This is a genomic window from Nocardia sp. NPDC006044 (assembly GCF_042871115.1).
Classification (GTDB): domain Bacteria; phylum Actinomycetota; class Actinomycetes; order Mycobacteriales; family Mycobacteriaceae; genus Nocardia.
Genome location: NZ_JBIAID010000003.1, coordinates 1,158,281 through 1,174,825, shown reverse-complemented (window position 1 = coordinate 1,174,825; position 16,545 = coordinate 1,158,281). Strand labels below are relative to the sequence as shown.

At 64.9% G+C, this 16,545-nt stretch carries 14 protein-coding genes and 1 other RNA gene; 14 read left to right on the top strand and 1 reads right to left on the bottom strand.

What is annotated here, in order from left to right:
- The first annotated feature begins 82 nt into the window (after positions 1–82).
- From recQ to ssrA, 7 genes are all read left to right on the top strand, one after another.
- Complete coding sequence (gene recQ / locus ACFYO1_RS29990) at positions 83–1,963, top strand: DNA helicase RecQ (protein WP_387237880.1); 1,881 nt, start codon at positions 83–85, stop codon at positions 1,961–1,963.
- 232 nt (positions 1,964–2,195) lie between these two features.
- Positions 2,196–3,686 carry an alkaline phosphatase gene (gene phoA, locus ACFYO1_RS29985; protein ID WP_387237877.1) on the top strand — a complete coding sequence of 497 codons (1,491 nt, stop codon included), beginning with the start codon at positions 2,196–2,198 and terminating at the stop codon, positions 3,684–3,686.
- A 103-nt stretch (positions 3,687–3,789) separates the two neighbouring features.
- A complete protein-coding gene (locus tag ACFYO1_RS29980; RefSeq protein WP_387237873.1) occupies positions 3,790–4,857 on the top strand; it encodes a metallophosphoesterase in 1,068 nt (355 codons plus the stop codon).
- 67 nt (positions 4,858–4,924) lie between these two features.
- A complete protein-coding gene (locus ACFYO1_RS29975) occupies positions 4,925–5,158 on the top strand; it encodes a hypothetical protein (RefSeq protein ID WP_387237870.1) in 234 nt (77 codons plus the stop codon).
- A 64-nt stretch (positions 5,159–5,222) separates the two neighbouring features.
- A complete protein-coding gene (gene smpB / locus ACFYO1_RS29970; RefSeq protein WP_150402613.1) occupies positions 5,223–5,696 on the top strand; it encodes an SsrA-binding protein SmpB in 474 nt (157 codons plus the stop codon).
- Positions 5,697–5,707: 11 nt separating this feature from the next.
- On the top strand, positions 5,708–6,556 hold the full coding sequence (locus ACFYO1_RS29965; protein WP_387237867.1) for an EamA family transporter: 849 nt from the start codon (positions 5,708–5,710) through the stop codon (positions 6,554–6,556).
- 79 nt (positions 6,557–6,635) lie between these two features.
- Positions 6,636–7,007: a transfer-messenger RNA gene (gene ssrA, locus ACFYO1_RS29960) on the top strand.
- Positions 7,008–7,054: 47 nt separating this feature from the next.
- On the opposite strand, the gene ACFYO1_RS29955 is transcribed toward ssrA, so the two are convergent.
- The gene (locus tag ACFYO1_RS29955; RefSeq protein WP_387237864.1) at positions 7,055–7,300 is read right to left on the bottom strand and encodes a hypothetical protein; all 246 of its coding nucleotides are present in this window, start codon (positions 7,298–7,300) and stop codon (positions 7,055–7,057) included.
- A 210-nt stretch (positions 7,301–7,510) separates the two neighbouring features.
- Between ACFYO1_RS29955 and ACFYO1_RS29950 the strand changes: the two genes are divergently transcribed.
- The 7 genes from ACFYO1_RS29950 to ACFYO1_RS29920 all read left to right on the top strand — a co-directional run bounded on the left by ACFYO1_RS29950 (position 7,511) and on the right by ACFYO1_RS29920 (position 16,544).
- Positions 7,511–8,251, top strand: coding sequence for a helix-turn-helix domain-containing protein (locus ACFYO1_RS29950; RefSeq protein ID WP_387237861.1), 741 nt, complete (start codon positions 7,511–7,513; stop codon positions 8,249–8,251).
- 4 nt (positions 8,252–8,255) lie between these two features.
- Positions 8,256–8,726 (top strand): NUDIX hydrolase, encoded by a 471-nt coding sequence (locus ACFYO1_RS29945; RefSeq protein WP_387237858.1) that lies wholly within the window; start codon positions 8,256–8,258, stop codon positions 8,724–8,726.
- A 1,039-nt stretch (positions 8,727–9,765) separates the two neighbouring features.
- Entirely contained in the window at positions 9,766–12,009 is a 2,244-nt protein-coding gene (locus tag ACFYO1_RS29940) for an AAA domain-containing protein (protein WP_387237855.1), read from the top strand.
- Between the two features lie 135 nt (positions 12,010–12,144).
- On the top strand, positions 12,145–13,899 hold the full coding sequence (locus ACFYO1_RS29935; RefSeq protein ID WP_387237852.1) for a sugar-binding protein: 1,755 nt from the start codon (positions 12,145–12,147) through the stop codon (positions 13,897–13,899).
- Between the two features lie 407 nt (positions 13,900–14,306).
- The gene (locus ACFYO1_RS29930; RefSeq protein ID WP_387237849.1) at positions 14,307–14,966 is read left to right on the top strand and encodes an MspA family porin; all 660 of its coding nucleotides are present in this window, start codon (positions 14,307–14,309) and stop codon (positions 14,964–14,966) included.
- Between the two features lie 37 nt (positions 14,967–15,003).
- Positions 15,004–15,252, top strand: a complete 249-nt coding sequence (locus tag ACFYO1_RS29925; protein WP_387237846.1) for a hypothetical protein — start codon at positions 15,004–15,006, stop codon at positions 15,250–15,252.
- Entirely contained in the window at positions 15,249–16,544 is a 1,296-nt protein-coding gene (locus ACFYO1_RS29920; RefSeq protein WP_387237843.1) for an amidase domain-containing protein, read from the top strand. The genes ACFYO1_RS29925 and ACFYO1_RS29920 overlap by 4 nt, the downstream gene beginning before the upstream one ends.
- The last annotated feature ends 1 nt before the right edge of the window (position 16,545 follow it).

Sequence of the window (16,545 nt, the reverse complement as noted above, 5' to 3'; positions counted from 1 at the left end):
ATGTGGATCACTCGAGATCCGACTTGGGAATTCTGGCGACGTACCGGTAGCGCCGCGAGCGCGCGCTCGTAGGATGGGCCGGGTGACTCCCACCGATGCATTCGCGACCACTGCGACCGACGCCGATCCCGGCGCGGGCGCCGAATCCGGTGCGGCGCAAGAGGTTCTACGTCGGGTCTTCGGTTATGACAGCTTCCGCGGTGATCAGCGCGAGATCGTGAACCACGTGGTCGCCGGTGGTGATGCGCTGGTGCTCATGCCCACCGGCGGCGGTAAGTCACTGTGCTATCAGGTGCCCGCGCTGGTGCGGCCTGGGGTCGGGGTGGTGATCTCGCCGCTGATCGCTCTGATGCAGAACCAGGTGGACGCGCTCAGTGCGCTCGGTGTGCGCGCAGGCTTCCTGAATTCGACGCAGTTCCCGGATGAGCGTCGCACCGTCGAGGCACAGTTCGTCGCGGGGGAGCTGGACCTGTTGTATCTGGCGCCGGAGCGGTTGCGGCTGGAGTCGACGGCGCAATTGTTCGATCGCGGCAAGGTGGGGCTGTTCGCCATCGACGAGGCGCACTGTGTCTCGCAGTGGGGCCACGATTTCCGGCCCGACTACCTCGCGCTGTCCATGCTGCACGAGCGCTGGCCCGACGTGCCGCGCATCGCGTTGACCGCCACCGCGACCGCGAAGACCAGCGACGAGATCGTGCAGCGTCTCGACCTGGGCGCGGCCCGGCGCTTCATCGCCAGCTTCGACCGGCCGAACATCCAGTACCGGATCGAGCCGAAGAACAAGCCCGATCGGCAGCTGCTGGACTTCATCCGCACCGAGCACCCCGGCGACGCGGGCATCGTCTACTGCCTGTCGCGCAACTCGGTGGAGAAGACCGCCGCCTTCCTCACCGAGAACGGCGTCAGCGCGGTGCCGTATCACGCGGGGCTGGACAACCGCACTCGCGCGGAGAACCAGACCAGGTTCCTCCGCGAGGACGGTCTGGTGGTGGTCGCGACCATCGCCTTCGGCATGGGCATCGACAAGCCGGACGTGCGCTTCGTCGCCCACCTCGACCTGCCGAAGTCGGTGGAGGGCTACTACCAGGAGACCGGCCGTGCGGGCCGCGACGGACAACCCTCCACGGCATGGATGGTGTACGGCCTCAACGACGTTGTGCAGCAACGCAAGATGATCGACTCCTCGGAGGGCGACGCCGCCCACCGCAGGCAACTACAGCTGCACCTGGATGCCATGCTCGCGCTGTGCGAGACGGTGTCCTGCCGGCGCGTGCAGCTGCTCAACTACTTCGGCCAGCACGATCAGCAGCCGTGCGGCAACTGCGACACCTGCCTCACCCCGGCCGAATCCTGGGACGGCACCGTGCCCGCGCAGAAGCTGCTGTCCACGGTGCTGCGGCTCAAACGCGAGCGCGGTCAGAGCTTCGGCGCGGGACACATCATCGAGATCCTGCTCGGCAAGAAGAACCCGAAGGTGCTGCAGCACGACCACCATGAGCTGACCGTGTTCGGCATCGGTACCGACCTGCGCGACATCGAATGGCGTGGCGTGGTGCGGCAATTGCTGGCCGGCGGGCTGCTCGCGGTGCACGGCGACTACGGCGTGCTCACCCTCACCGAGGCGAGCAACGAGGTGCTCTTCGAGGGACGTCAGGTGCTGTTGCGCCGGGAACGCGAGCGGCCGACCAAGCCGGCACGCACCGCCAAGTCGGGCAAGGCCGCGGCCGCCGCCGATCTGGCGCCCGCCGATGTTCCGCTGTTCGAGCGGCTGCGCGAGTGGCGGGCCGCGACCGCCAAGGAACAGGGCGTTCCCGCGTACGTCGTTTTCCACGACGCCACCCTGCGGGAGATCGTGGCGCGCAAGCCGACCAGCCTGGCCGAGCTCGGCAAGGTCGGCGGCGTCGGCGAGAACAAGCTGACCAAGTATGGCGAAGGGGTCCTGGAGGTCTTGGCCGCGGAGTGAGATTCTGCACCTTTCGGCGACTTGGCCGAAAAGCCGGTTTTGCCCCTCTCGCCGGGTGAAATTCACTGCGCGGCAACGCTATTGAGTTGCCGCGGGGTAAGTCGACGTATGCGAACATGCGAATGAGAAATCGTCCGGTAATCGCCCGGTTGCCCCCTATGCCCTTTTTGTTCAGAAGACCTCGTAAGGCTCCAGCCAACCGACGTATCTACGAACAATGGAGTTATCGCTCATGTCCCCTGTCTCGTCGCGTTCCATGCCCCGCCGGTTCCGCGCGGGCGCCATCCTGGGCGCCGCCGTTCTCGTCGGGACCCTGGCCGCCTGCGGTTCGTCCGATTCCACGAAGCAGGGCAACGGCGATCTCCTCACCCCGAACGCCAAGGGCACGCTCACCGAGAACGGTGGCGCCCGCCGCATTACCGGCGATCGCACCGACGCGCTGCGCGCCTCGCTCAACGGCAATCAGGCCAAGAACGTCATCCTGCTGATCGGTGACGGCATGGGCGATTCCGAGATCACTGTGGCGCGCAACGTCGCCGAGGGTGCGGGCGGCTACTTCAAGGGCATCGACGCGCTGCCGCTCACCGGTTCCTACACGCACTACTCGCTGGACAAGAACACCGGAAAGCCGGATTACGTCACCGATTCCGCGGCCAGCGGCAGCGCGTGGGCGACCGGCACCAAGACCTACAACGGGGCCATCGGCGTCGACCTCAAGGGTGCCCCGCAGACGAACCTGCTGGAGATCGCCAAGGCGAACGGCAAGGCCACCGGCAACGTGACCACCGCCGAAATCCAGGACGCCACCCCGGCCGTCCTCGGCGCGCATGTCACCGAACGCAAGTGCTACGGCCCGGAGGAGACGGCACTGAAGTGCCCGACCAACGCGTTGGAGAAGGGCGGGCTCGGCTCCATCAGTGAGCAGCTGCTCAACACCCGCGCCGACGTCACCCTCGGCGGCGGTTCGAAGAGCTTCGAGCAGAAGGCGGCCGGCGGCCAGTGGCAGGGCCAGTCCCTGCGTGACCAGGCCAAGGCGCGCGGCTACAACATCGTCGCGGACAAGGCCGGCCTCGACGGCGTCACCAAGGCCGACCAGGATGCGCCGGTCCTCGGCCTGTTCAGCCCCGGCAACATGCCGGTCCGCTGGACCGGCGACAACGCCGTGCAGAACGGCCTGAACCTGCCCGCGCAGACCTGCAAGCCCAACCCGGAGCGCGCCGCCACCCAGCCCGACCTGGCGACCATGACCCGCAAGGCGATCGACCTGCTCAAGCCGCGCAAGGACGGCTTCTTCCTGCAGGTCGAGGGCGCCTCGATCGACAAGCAGGACCACAACGCCAACCCGTGTGGTCAGGTCGGTGAGACCGTCGACCTCGACGAGGCCGTGCAAGCCGCACTCGAATTCGCCAAGAACGACGGCAACACCCTGGTGATCGTCACCGCCGACCATGCACACAGCAGCCAGATCGTCCCGCTCGAGACCAAGTCGCAGTCGCTGACCAGCAAGGTGGTCACCAAGGACGGCGCCGAGATGGGCGTCTCCTACGGCAACGCCGAGGCCGGCGGTTCGCAGGAGCACACCGGCACCCAGCTGCGCGTCGCCGCCTACGGCCCGCACGCGGCCAACGTGGTCGGCCTCACCGACCAGACCGACCTGTTCTTCACCATGTCCGACGCGCTCGGCCTGGACCGGAACAAGAAGCCGGCCGCCGCGGCGAAGTAAGGGTTTCCCCGGTCGATCCGGCTCCCACCCGGCATCGCCAGTACGCGCCCGATGGGCGAAGATGGTCGCCGGGTGGGACACCGGACACTGCAGAGGACATCGCATGCCAGACAACAGCTTTGGTCGCCGGGGCTTCCTGGCCGGCGCGGCGGGCGTCGCGTCGCTGATCGGGCTGTCGCCCGCGCAGGCGGTGCCGGTCGCGCCCGGCGTCACCAAGTTCGGCTTCCCGGCCGGGCGAAATTTGCGGGTGCTGATGACCGGCGACGCCGGCACCGGGACCCGCACCCAATGGGCCGTCGCCAACGCCATGCGCGAATTCCACCGCCGCGAACCGGTCTCGCTCGCCGTCGGCCTCGGCGACAACATTTACGAATCCGGTCCGAACAGCGGCACCGATCCCCAATTCGCCGAGAAGTTCGAAAACCCCAACACCGGACTGGATTTCCCGTGGTTGATGGTGCTCGGCAACCACGACACGAGTTCGGTGCTGCCCGGCGACGGCGGCTGGCTGGTGCGCGGCAACCACGAGGTCGAGTACCACGCGAACTCGCCACGCTGGTGGATGCCGAGCCGGTACTACTCCGTGCGGGTGCCCGAGCAGAACCCGGTTGTCGAGTTCTTCGTCCTCGACCTCAACCCGCTCGCCGCCTACATCCCGCCGATCCTGTCCCCGTACTGGGCGGTCGACGGCCCGTTCATGAACGAGCAGCGCGCCTGGCTCGATCAGGCCATCGCCAGTTCCACCGCCACCTGGAAGATCGCCTGCACGCACCACCCGTACCTCAACAACGGCCCGCACGGCGACGCCGGCCACTACGAGGGCCTGCCCATCGAGCCGATCAACGGCATCCACGTCAAACGATTCGTCGAGGAACACGTCGCGGGCGCCTGTCAGTTCCTGTTCTCCGGGCACGACCATTCGCTTCAGGTGCTCGAACCGACCGTCGAATCCAAGGGCACCCGCCAGATCGTCTCCGGCGCCGCGGCCAAGACCGTCGGCGCCGAACCCGCCGTCACGCCGCGCGCCGGGCACCCCGCGCTGTTCGAGAACTACCACGAGCTCGGTTTCATGGTGTTGGATCTCACCCCGACCGCCGTCGACCTGCGCGTGTTCACGGTCGACGTCGCGACCGCCGCCGCCACCCAGGCCTACGCCCGACGTCTCGCCTGAGTACCAACTCTGTTGCGGCGCGCGGCAATTGCAGCGTGTCGCGGCCGTGCGGGCTACCGTGCTGGCTATGGCAACCGGTGATGGCCCGGACGATGGGGACTCGTCGGGCAGTTCCCCCAGCTCCGAGGTGCCGGACGCGCCGCCGAACACCCGCCGGGGGATCGACCCGACCGTAGAGGGAGTGTGGTTGCGACACCGTCCGCCCCCGCCCCCGGGCAGGCCCCGGTTTTCCACCGTGTTACTCGTCCTTGCCTTCATCGCGCTGCTCACCCTCTGGGTCGTCCTGCACCCTGGCGGGTAGTTCCGCCCGCGCCGCGCTCGACCTGGGAATAATCCGGTTGCCGCGTCACTTAAGGTTGATCGTTATGAAGGAACAGGGGCGCAAGGTCATCGCGACCAACCGCCGGGCGCGGCACAACTACACGATCCTGGACGTCTATGAGGCCGGGATCGCGCTGGTCGGTACCGAGGTCAAGAGCCTGCGTGAGGGCAAGGCCTCGCTCGTGGACGCGTTCGCGACGGTCGACAACGGCGAGGTGTGGCTGCGTGGGCTGCACATCCCGGAGTTCAGCCACGGCACCTGGACCAACCATTCGCCGCGCCGCGTCCGGAAACTGTTGCTGCACAAGCGCGAGATCGACCGCCTGGTCGGCAAGTCGCGCGAGGGCAACCAGACGCTGGTCCCGCTGTCCATGTACTTCTCCGACGGCAAGGTCAAGGTCGAGCTGGCCCTGGCCAAGGGCAAGCAGGACTACGACAAGCGCCAGGATCTGGCCAAGCGCGACGCCGAGCGGGAAGTCACCCGTGAACTAGGTCGGCGCATCAAAGGCATGCGCTGACCGCCGTCCTCTTGGCGCTGATAGCCGCCCTCGGCTACGGCGTGAGCGACTTCTACGGCGGAGTCGCTGCCCGAAAGGTGACCGCGCTACGGGTCGTCATCTACTCGTATCCGTTCTCGGTCCTGCTCGTGCTGCTGCTCCTGCCGTTCGTCGACGGGACCCCGGACGCCGCGTCGATCGGCTGGGGTCTGGCGGCCGGCGTGGCCAGCGGTGTCGCGGTGTGGTGGTTCTATGCCGCACTCGCCAGCGGTCCGATGGCCGTGGTGTCGCCGCTGACCGCGGTGCTGGTCGCGGGTGTGCCCATCCTCGTCGGGCTGGTGATCGGGGAGCGACCCGGGTTGCTCGCCTTCATCGGGATCGCGTTCGCGTTGGTCGCGGTGCTGCTGGTCAGCCGGGAATCGCCGGACGCCGTCACCGAGGAGATCACCGGTGGGCGCGAGCTGCGGTTCACCAAGAAGGTCGCCCTGCTGACCGTTGGATCCGGTCTCGCCTTCGGTTTCATGTTCGTCTTCCTGCACGAGACCGCCGCGTCCTCCGGCCTGTGGCCGTTGCTCGCCCAGCGGTCCGCCGCCACCGGTGTGGTGTGGGTTACCGCATTGTCGGCCAAGCAGTTCAAACGGTTGCGCGGTGAGCCGTTGCGGCTGGCCTGCTACATCGGTGCGCTCGACGTCATCGCCAACATCGCGCTGCTGCACGCCTTCCACGGGTCGCTGTTGTCCCTGGTCAGCGTCATCGGGTCGCTGTACCCCGCCGCCACCGTCCTGCTCGCCATGGTGCTGCTCGGCGAGCGGGTGGGCCGGCAACAACAGGTCGGCATGGTGCTCGCCCTCGTCTCCGTCGCGCTCATCGCCGCAGCGTGAGGACACCCGCCGGATAATGGGAAGAACCGGGCTGGGGCCGGTGTTAACATGAACAGCCCGGCAAGGTGCCGGGACGTACGGGGCTGAACGGTTTCGACTTTGTACGTAGATTCAGGGGAAGCGTGTCGGTGCAGGCAAGAGACCACCGTAAGCGTCATTGCAACCAATTAAGCGCCGATTCCAATCAGCGCGACTTCGCTCTCGCTGCCTAAGTAGCAGAGCAAGTCTGTCAGCCCGGGTTCGTCTCTCGACCCGGATCCTGGCATCAGCTAGAGAGACTTACCGCCCTGGCCGGTCGCGGACCAGGACGGAAAATCAAACAGCGACTGGGATCGTCATCTGAGCTTGTTCGCGAGACCCAGAGATCCAAGTAGAGACACAGCGAACTGCACACGGAGAAGCCCTGGAGACACGGCAGAGGACCCGGGTTCGATTCCCGGCAGCTCCACCGTTGGGCCCTTCACCTGCATGCAGGTGAAGGGCCTTTTTCATGCCCGGTCATGGAATCACGTTGTCCCGTAACGAGGTCGGCTCTACGTCGATCGTTGGCCAGGAAACAGCAGCAATCGCTGACAGAGCATCTGCCTGGAGTTCCGCGTATTCGTCGGAGGTGACTGCCCACCCGTCTGCGCCGATCATCGACCATGTGCCGTCGAAATGCTGAAGATAGCTTGGTCCGACACCGTCCGGTGCCAGCGCTAGCTTCTGGAGGTCTTCGTCGTCATGTTGCGCGGGAAGGTCCATTACCTGCCCCCTTCGATTGCCCGATTGGTGAGCGCCCACCGCCGGGGACATGGGGACACCGTGTCTACGCGGCGGCGGAAGACGACCAATGACCCGGATTGGTTGGTCGCCCGTCGTCGCGTGCTGCACACAGCGTCTCGTTGATCATTGGGACGATGGAACCTCGTACGTTTCCCACTTTGGGACGTCCCGACTGGTGTACAACGTCCTATGTCGAACGAGCGGCTACGCACCGCCATGGCGGCGCGAGGATGGACCCACGCGGATTTGGCCGAGGCAGTGGGTGTGGACCCGAAATCGGTCGAACGATGGGTGAACCTCGGCCGAGTCCCGCGGCGGCGTACCGCAATCCAAGCTGCTGAGTGTTTAGGCGAGGATGTGAATGCGTTGTGGCCCGCCCTACAGCAGGCGCGGACGGCCCGCGCTGTCAGCCCCGAACTCGTTGCCCTGTATGACCAGAGAGCAGATGTCCCGCCGTCGGTGTTCGTCAACTTGTTCACGGCAGCGCGTGACCGCATCGACGTTCTGGTCTACGCGGCCGTTTTCCTTCACGAGGCGTATCCGCGGCTCAATGATCTGTTGATCGAACGGGCCGAAGAAGGCTGCTCGATACGGATAGCCGTGGGTGACGCCGACAGCGCCAACGTCCAACAACGGGGCATGGAGGAGAAATTCGGGCACGGCATCGAATCCCGCTGCCGTCTCGCCCTGATGCACTACCGGGCATTGCAAGCAACGCCAGGTATCGAGCTGCGGACTCACGCCACGACGCTGTATAACAGCATCTTCCGCGCCGACGAGGAGATGTTGGTCAATGCCCACGCGTGGGGTGTGAATGCGTACGGTGCGCCCGTTTGGCATCTGCGCCGTACCCTCGACGGTGGCCTGTTCGACACCTACACCGACAGTTTCGACGCGGTCTGGCAGACGGCCCGACCGGTGGAAGGCTAAGCCGATGGCGCGAACCGAGTTCTACGATGACCCCGCCGCACCAGAGCCGAACAGTCTCGTCGTCGCGGCTTCCGCCGTGGTGTGCGACGACGAAGGCCGAATTCTGCTTCAACGGCGCGCCGACAGTGGGCTATGGGCGCTGCCCGGCGGCGGCATGGAGATGACCGACAGTCTCCCTGGCTGTGCGGTACGAGAGGTCAAGGAAGAGACCGGCCTCGACATCGAAATCGCCGGGCTCGTAGGCACTTACACCGAGCCCCGCCACATAATCGCCTACAGCGACGGCGAAGTCCGTCGCCAGTTCAACGTGTGCTTCCTGGCCCGTGTCATCGGAGGTGACCTGGCCATCTCCGATGAGTCCACTGAGCTGCGGTTTGTGGCACCCGCCGAGCTGGACAACCTCGACATGCACCACACGCAGAGACTCAGGCTGACCCACTACCTCGAGGGTCGATCCACGCCATACCTCGGCTGAAGATCTCGCCGAGGTGGATGGCGGCCTTCGTCTTTGCTCGATCACGTCCATCCGCTGCCGCCGCAACTGGTGCAATCGAAGTCTCCCGAACATTCTGTGCATGACGTCATGCCGTAGCCATAGCAGGTGTAACAGTCCTCTTTTCGGCTACCGCGACATGTCGAGCACGTCCGTTCGTCATTCAGGGGGTCGGTTCCGTACCCATCGCACTCGTCGCACGCCCTGGTTCCGTCTCCTGCGCAATGCTCGCAGGTCTGCTGCCCGGAGAAGCCGCATTCGAAACACGGTTGTTGCCCTTCCCCATTACAAGCCCGGCATTCCTCGGTCATGGCACGAAGTGTGCCAGTGGTCGCTTACTGCCGTGTCTGCATTTCAGCGAAATCGAGCGTGGACCTGGCAACTGATACGGCCATCGTAGATTGTCCCAAAACTAAAGTGCCGCAATGGAAGACGGGGATATTGGCGGGCTGTAGGCTGCTTGCGCCGACATCGACGGTCAGGGGGTTCAATGATCGATCCACGGGGTTTTGCGGTGATCATCCGGCGAAAGGAGGACTGGGTCCTGCAGGACAGGACGCTGGAGGTCGCCAGGTTCGACTCAGAGCCGACTCGGGTCCGGGTGTGGTTCAGCGGGTCGCGGGCCTACTCGTTTGGGCGGGATCGAGTGACGATTCTTCAGGGTTCTGCACCGGTGTCGTTGGGCGCGCACGCGGTGTTGTTCGTGGACGGATCTCCCGCGAACGCCACCGAGGCGTACCTGTTCGCCGGGCCGCCGGACATCGGATCTTGGTGCCATGTGTTGACCAGCAATGGCAGATGGAAGGTCTACGGCGCGGATCGGGTGGCGGTGCTGCCGAACGCCGCCGCCGGCCCCAGCGCCCGAGACGTGCTGAGGTACTGGCACACAGTGGCGGAGAGACTGACCGGTGATTCCGGTGTCCTGCTCCGTAACCACCAGAGCCTGAGTTTCGTTCACCCCGCAAGTGCGTTGTCCCGGATTCTCGATCGGGCGCCGATCGAACCTCGGCCGAACGACGAGATGCCGCTGCCGGTGTACCCGTTTCGCACGAACATCAGCCAGAGTGCGGCGGTACTCAACGCATTGCGGTATCCGATCTCGGTGATCGACGGCCCGCCCGGAACCGGGAAGACACAGACGATCCTCAACATCATCGCTTCGGTGATCTGCCGCCCTGGCGCGACGGTAGGAGTGGTGTCGTTCAGCAACTCTGCTGTCGACAACGTTTTCGAGAAGCTGACCAAGGAAGGTTTCGGGATGGTGGCGGCCAATCTGGGACGCCGCGAGAAGCGAGACGAGTTCTTCGCCGGCCAGCTGAGACGTAACGCCGAGGTCGACGCCCTGCTGCGCGCGGGTACCTCCGCCATCAGGGGAACCGCCGACGAGCTGAGCAAGGTGAATCGCCGCCTGGCCACACTGCTGGAAGAGGATCGTCGGCGCGCTCAGGTACGCCAGCAGTTGCACGCCTTTCAGCTGGAACAACAGCATTTTCAGTCATACTTCGACCGCAACGAGGTACCTGGCGACCTGCCGCTGTTGCGCCGCTACAGTGCGGGCAAACTGCTCGACTTCATCGCCGAAACCGATCCGCAGTGGATCCGCGACACCGGCTGGGGTCGACTGGTCGACACCATGAACCGGTACTTCAAATACCGGGCGCTGCGCGGGGTCGATGCCGGCGATACCGACGTGGTGCTGCGCATTCAGCGCCTGTACTACGAAAAGAGGATTGCTGAACTCGACCGGAGTCTCCAGCAACTGAACAAGACTCTGGAGAACAAGAAGTTCGCCGCGCTGGTTGCCGAGCAGGAGGCGCTTTCGCAGCAGCTGCTCAGAGACGCGCTGTGTACTCGATATGGCTCGTTGCCCCGCACGATGTACACGCAGGAGTACAAGCAGCAGTTCGGGCAGTTCATCCACGACTATCCGTTGATCCTGAGCACCTGTCACTCGCTCCAGAACAGCATCGGACGATCGGTTCTCCTCGATTATCTGATCATCGACGAGGCATCACAGGTGGATCTGGTGACGGTAAGCCCGGTTCTGGCCTGCGCGCGAAACCTCATCGTGGTCGGCGATCTGGAGCAACTCCCGCCAGTCACGACGGACATCGCTGATTGTCCACCTGCACCCGACCCGGTCTTCGACTACCGGCGCAGCGTTCTGTCCTCCATTATCGAGCGGTTCACCGATCAGGCACCCCGGGTAATGCTGCGCGAACACTATCGGTGCGATCCGGACATCATCGAGTTCTGTAACCGGAAGTTCTACGGCGGCAAGCTGATTCCGTATACGCGTAGTACACCGGGATTCGCTCCGATGACGGTGGTGCGGACCGCCCCGGGCAATCACATGCTGCGCGGTTACGGCGACGACGATCCGAGGTCGAAGGGCCGCAGTAATCAGCGCGAGATAGATGTGATCCAGAACGAGGTTCTGCCTTGGGTTTCCGCCGATATCCCGCCGCACGAGGTCGGGGTCACCACTCCCTACCGTCGTCAGGCCGACAGGGTGACCGACGCCCTGATCCAGTCGATCGAATCCGATACCGTGCACAAATTCCAAGGGAGAGAAAAGGAGGCCGTCGTCATGACGACGGTTCTCGACAACACCCCCAGCAGCCAGGCCGCGTTGCAGTTCGCAGACGATCCCAAATTGATCAATGTGGCCGTCTCGCGGGCTATGCGGATGTTCGTCCTGGTTACACATCCATCCGAGTTGCCGAAAAGTCGGCATCTGCGGGATCTGATCGGCTACATCCGGTACCGGGACCCGGATAGCGCGATCGTGGACAGCGATGTGGTATCCATCTTCGACCTGCTGTACACCGAGTATGCGGAGCGGATCCGCACCCACCCGTACGTCGGCTGGGGACGAACCGACTGGCATTCGGAGGACATTGCGCTCACCATGCTGGAGGGGGTGCTCGCCGAACCTCGATATGATCACCTCGCGATTCACCGGCAGGTTCTGCTGCGAAACGTGTTTCCGCGCAGCCTGGATCGTCTCGACGCCCCGCATCGCGCGTTCGCTCAGCGTCGATCATCCTTCGACTTCGTCGTCTACAACCGAATCACCAACGCTAACCTGGGCGCCATCGAAGTGGATGGCTACAGCGCTCATGAAGCGAACCCTGCGCAGCTTGCCCGCGACGCGTTGAAGGACGAGATCTGCCGCCGCTACGATTTCGAGCTGCTGCGCCTGCCGACCAGGGGAAGCGGTGAAGCCGCCACGGTCCGCAGGTTTCTCGACCGGCTGCCCTGAAACACCGGAGTTCATCGGCAAACGGGAGGCATCGTGCCGGTGGACGGCGCGCTGATGAGCGCCGTGTGTGCGACCGGCGACTGCCGATGTGTTGTGATTCGACGTGGGCGACGAGGGAGGCGGTGGAAGGTGGGAATGGGTGTGGTCGGGGGGAAGGTGAGTCGTCGGGTCGTGCTTGGGGCGGCGTTGGTTGCGCCCTGGATGGTTGCGGGGTGTTCTTCGGATGGCGAGTCTGAGGGGGCTGCGGGGGATTCGGCGCATAACGATGTGTTGTTCGTTGGGGCGCATCCGGATGATGAGTCCAGCAATCTGTCTACCTTTGGTCAGTGGCGGGAGAATTTGGGGTGGACTACGGGGGTGGTGACGATTACGCGGGGGGAGGGTGGGGGGAATGCTGTGGGGGTGGAGGAGGGGCCCGCGTTGGGGTTGGTTCGGGAGAGCGAGGAGCGGAAAGCCACTGGGCTCGTGGGGATCGAGAACATCTACTACCTGGATAAGGCGGATTTTTGGTACACGCTTTCCGCGCCGTTGACCGCGCGGGTCTGGGATGAGCGGGACACTCTGGCGAGGCTGGTGCGGTTGGTGCGGCGGACCACGCCGCACACCATGGTGGTGATGGATCCTCGGCCGTTCAATCAGCATGGTGGGCATCAGCTTTCGGCGCGGCTCGGGATCGAGGCGTTTCGGCTGGCCGGCGACCCGAACGCGTTTCCCGAGCAGATCGCTGACGAGGCGCTCGCGCTGTGGCATCCCACTAGGCTGCTCGCGCAGAACTACGGTTTCGACACGCTGCTGGGCCCGGACGCGCCGGGGCAACCGCATACCGACCCTCGTTCGGGGTTGCCGGTTATCGGCGTGTGGTCCGGCACTCCGTCGCGCGAGCACAACACGAGCTGGGCGCAGGTCGAGCGTGACGCGGCTCGGCTATATCTCACACAGGGTTTCGCCGCTAAGCCGGCGCACGAGCCGACGGACCCGCAGCAGCTCGGCTCCGATTGGTTCACCGTTCTGGCGGACGAAGGACGCTTCGTCGAGGTGCCGGTGCAGCGGCAAACCGAACTGAAACCGCTGTACGCGGAGTTCGCCGATTGGGCCGACCGAACCGGAATACCGTGGCTGGCCAACCGAGCTCAGCCGGACTATCCACCGAAGCCGGAAACCGCAATCCCCGCCGTGGCGACAGCGCCGACCCTCAACGGCGTCGAAGGACCAGGTGAGTACCCGGGACCGGAACTGCCGCTTGCTATTTGGCAGGGCGGCGGTACCTGCACGGGAACCGCGAAACTGTCCAGGCACGACGATGACCTGTACGTGTTGGTCACCGTGACCGACGACCGCAAGGGCGCGGAATTGACCGCCGACGACATCAAAAGGCATTGGCGCACAGACTCGGTCGAGATCGCCATCGATCCCCGCGGCGACGCCGACGACACCTCGACAACGTTCAAAACCGGCATCCTGCCGTACACCGCAGGTCAGGGTCCGGCGGCCGAGCGCGACGCCGACAACCATCAGGGCGCGACGCCGCCCGGAATGCAGGTGGCCGCAGTCGTCTCCGAGCCATACCGCGGCTACTCGGTCGAGGTGAAAATCCCGCTCGACGAACTGCCCGCACCGGTCGACCCCGCGGCGTTCGCGATGAACATCCTGGTCTACGACTCCGACACCACCGATAAGACCGGCCAAACCCGCTTGGCCTGGTCACCTTTCGGCAGTCCGCAAGCAGATCCTTATGTATGGGGCACCGCAACTCTGGTCGACTACCACCCCGCTCCGAAACCCGAAATACCTTCCGTCATACCGCAATCCGCCGCCCGTAGCGCCGACTCGCGCGCATCTCTGGATCAGTCCAGGCGCACCCGAGTCCCGATCGCCGGCAACCCCCGCTGATCAGCTCCCTTCCACGACAACCGGCACGGTTGCCGCATCGGCTGGTCAGGAGCTTCGGTCTCATGGTCGCCGTAACGACTGCGTAGCGTTTCCGAACTTTTCGGACTCGGCACAATGCCCCGCAGCGGTCCGAACGTCTCCGGGTGGTTCGACACCTCGACGCATAGGCGTATCGGGTGATAACAGCCGACCCGTGACGCATGCCACAAATTGATCGTTCAATCCTTGACCACCGCCTCCAGCCGGGGCTGATCGGGTGTCCAGTTGGTAAACGCGTGGTCACGTGCCCTTCTGTACAGCATCTATATGTTGCCAAAAGTTAGCTGAATAGGTTTTCCTTATCGGAGGGGAGAACGCCACCTCTGCCTGATTCCGGGCTGGAACTCGACGTGACAAGGATGAATTCGATGGGAAGGGTTGCGTTCAGGCGCGGCGGTGTCGCTGCTTTGCTGTGCACGAGCTCGATAACGGCAGGATTGCTGTACTCCGGGCAGGGAATTGCGTCGGCCGATGCGGTCGCGGACAAGTCGCGGGTGGTCGATACCGATGACGGCTGGACGTTGACGGTCACCAAGACCTCGGAAAACTTGGACCGCTACCCGAACCTGGCCGCGACGATGTTCACCCGCGAGGGGTTCGTGTCGTTGAAGGCGATCGCCGAGGTCACGGGCAAGGGAAAACAACCGGTCAATGCCGCGGTGGTCAGCTTCGGCTACCAAATCGGTTGCCAGATAGACGTTTCCAGCGGTCTGACGACGAGTCTGGGAGCGTCCTTCGGCCCCAACGCCTCATTGAACATCTCCTACCCGCCCAGCGTCAGCCTGGGCGTCAATGCCTCGGTCTCGCCGAATGTTTCGACCACCCTGAAACCCGGCTCGATCGCGACCGTCGAATTCGGCAAGAAGGCCTTGGCATCCGGGCGCGCGTCGATCGCCATGGATCAGGTCGAGGTGAAAGTCGACGCGTGCATGGGCCCGGTCTCGCTGCGCTCGTTCGCCACCGCGACCATGTCGACCCCCACCGCGGACAACACCACCACCGCCTACGGCGACCCCATCTGGCTCTAACCCGCACCAGCGCACTGCGTTAAGGAGTACAACAGTCATGACCAGTGACCGCAACGCCGCCGAACCGAACAATGCCCCACTGGCGCCCATCGCGTTGCTGGCCGGGCTGTTCCTGCTCATCGCCGCGTTCGCCCACCTGGACCGGATGCCGGGCTGGGCCGACGACTACGGCGCGATCCTGGTCTACCTCGCGTTCTTCCTCTACATGTCCATCGCCGGCCGCCTCACCTGGTGGGGCGCCGACACCATCTACGCGCAGGTGAAGGCGCGTCGGAGCAGCCGATGAACCGCCAGACCACTCGGCTCGCGGTGGCCGCGGTCGCCGCCACCGCAGCGGGTATCGGCGTCGGATTCGCCTCCTTCGCAACACCTTCCGCATCCGCGGTACCGTGCGCGGAGTGGCAGCAGATGCACCCCGGCTGGCCCTGCGTCGACACCCCCACACTCCCGCCGACCCCACCGCCGGGCCCGCCCACGACGCCACCGCCATTACCGGAACCGATCCTGCCCGCCCAACCTCCGAGCAGTGACGGCAGCCAGGCCGGAGCACTGACGCCGCCACCGGTACCGCCCGGCAACGGCGCCCCGATCGTCGCGGTACCGGGCGCACAGACGCCCGCGCTACCCGGGAGCCCACCGCAACCGACTCCGGCACCGAGATCTGTCCCCGACGAGTCGTTGCCCCAGGCGGCCGAGACGCCGCAGCCGTCGGCGGTCACGTCGGTGCCTGCCGAACCGCCGCCCGTGTCCTCGGTGCCGCCGTCACCGCGCGTTCCGGTCGGTGAAAGTGATTCCGGCGGAAAAGGTTCCGGTGGGCAGATCCCGCTGCTCCTCCTGACCGGTGCCGCCGCGTTCCTGGCGCCGTTGACTCGTGGGTCGAGGACGGGTCTCGGTTCATTGCTGCCGACCCGGACCTTCGTGCGTGACGGTTTATCGTCCTCGCGGCAGGCCGCCGTGGATTATGCCGAAGCGTACGTAATGAACCCGAACCCTGAATACCCGTTCTACGACTCCGATTCGCAGAGCGACTGCGCGAATTTCGCCTCACAGGTCTTGGCGGCGGGCGGCTTCGCGCAGATCATGTCCCGGGACACCTTCAACGACCCGAACGACAACGACCCGAACGCGTGGTTCTCGGCATACGACGAGAATGTATTCGGCCGCGACTGGGAGGATTCCAGAACCTGGACATATGCGCCCGCGTTATTGCGATTCCTGCTCACCAACGACGGGTCGAAGGGCGGCCCGAAGGGGAAACTGTCGGGCGGCTTCCGCCGGGACAACGTCGACACCGCCCCCGACCCGAACCTTCCTTCGAAGATGGGGCTCCAGCCGGGCGACCTGATCTTCTACGATCACGGGGACGGCGAAACGCCGGATGGGCGCATGGATCACGTCGCCGTCTATGTCGGCAAGGATTGGATCACCATGCCCGACGGAACCCGGGTGTGGGGCGACGTCGTCGACATGCACACAAGCAATCGCCGGCACGAACCATGGTGGTTGCCGAAGTACGATTCGTCGAACGTCCCCATCGACTATCTGTTCGCGCATATGACGTATCCAGGTGAAGGATGAG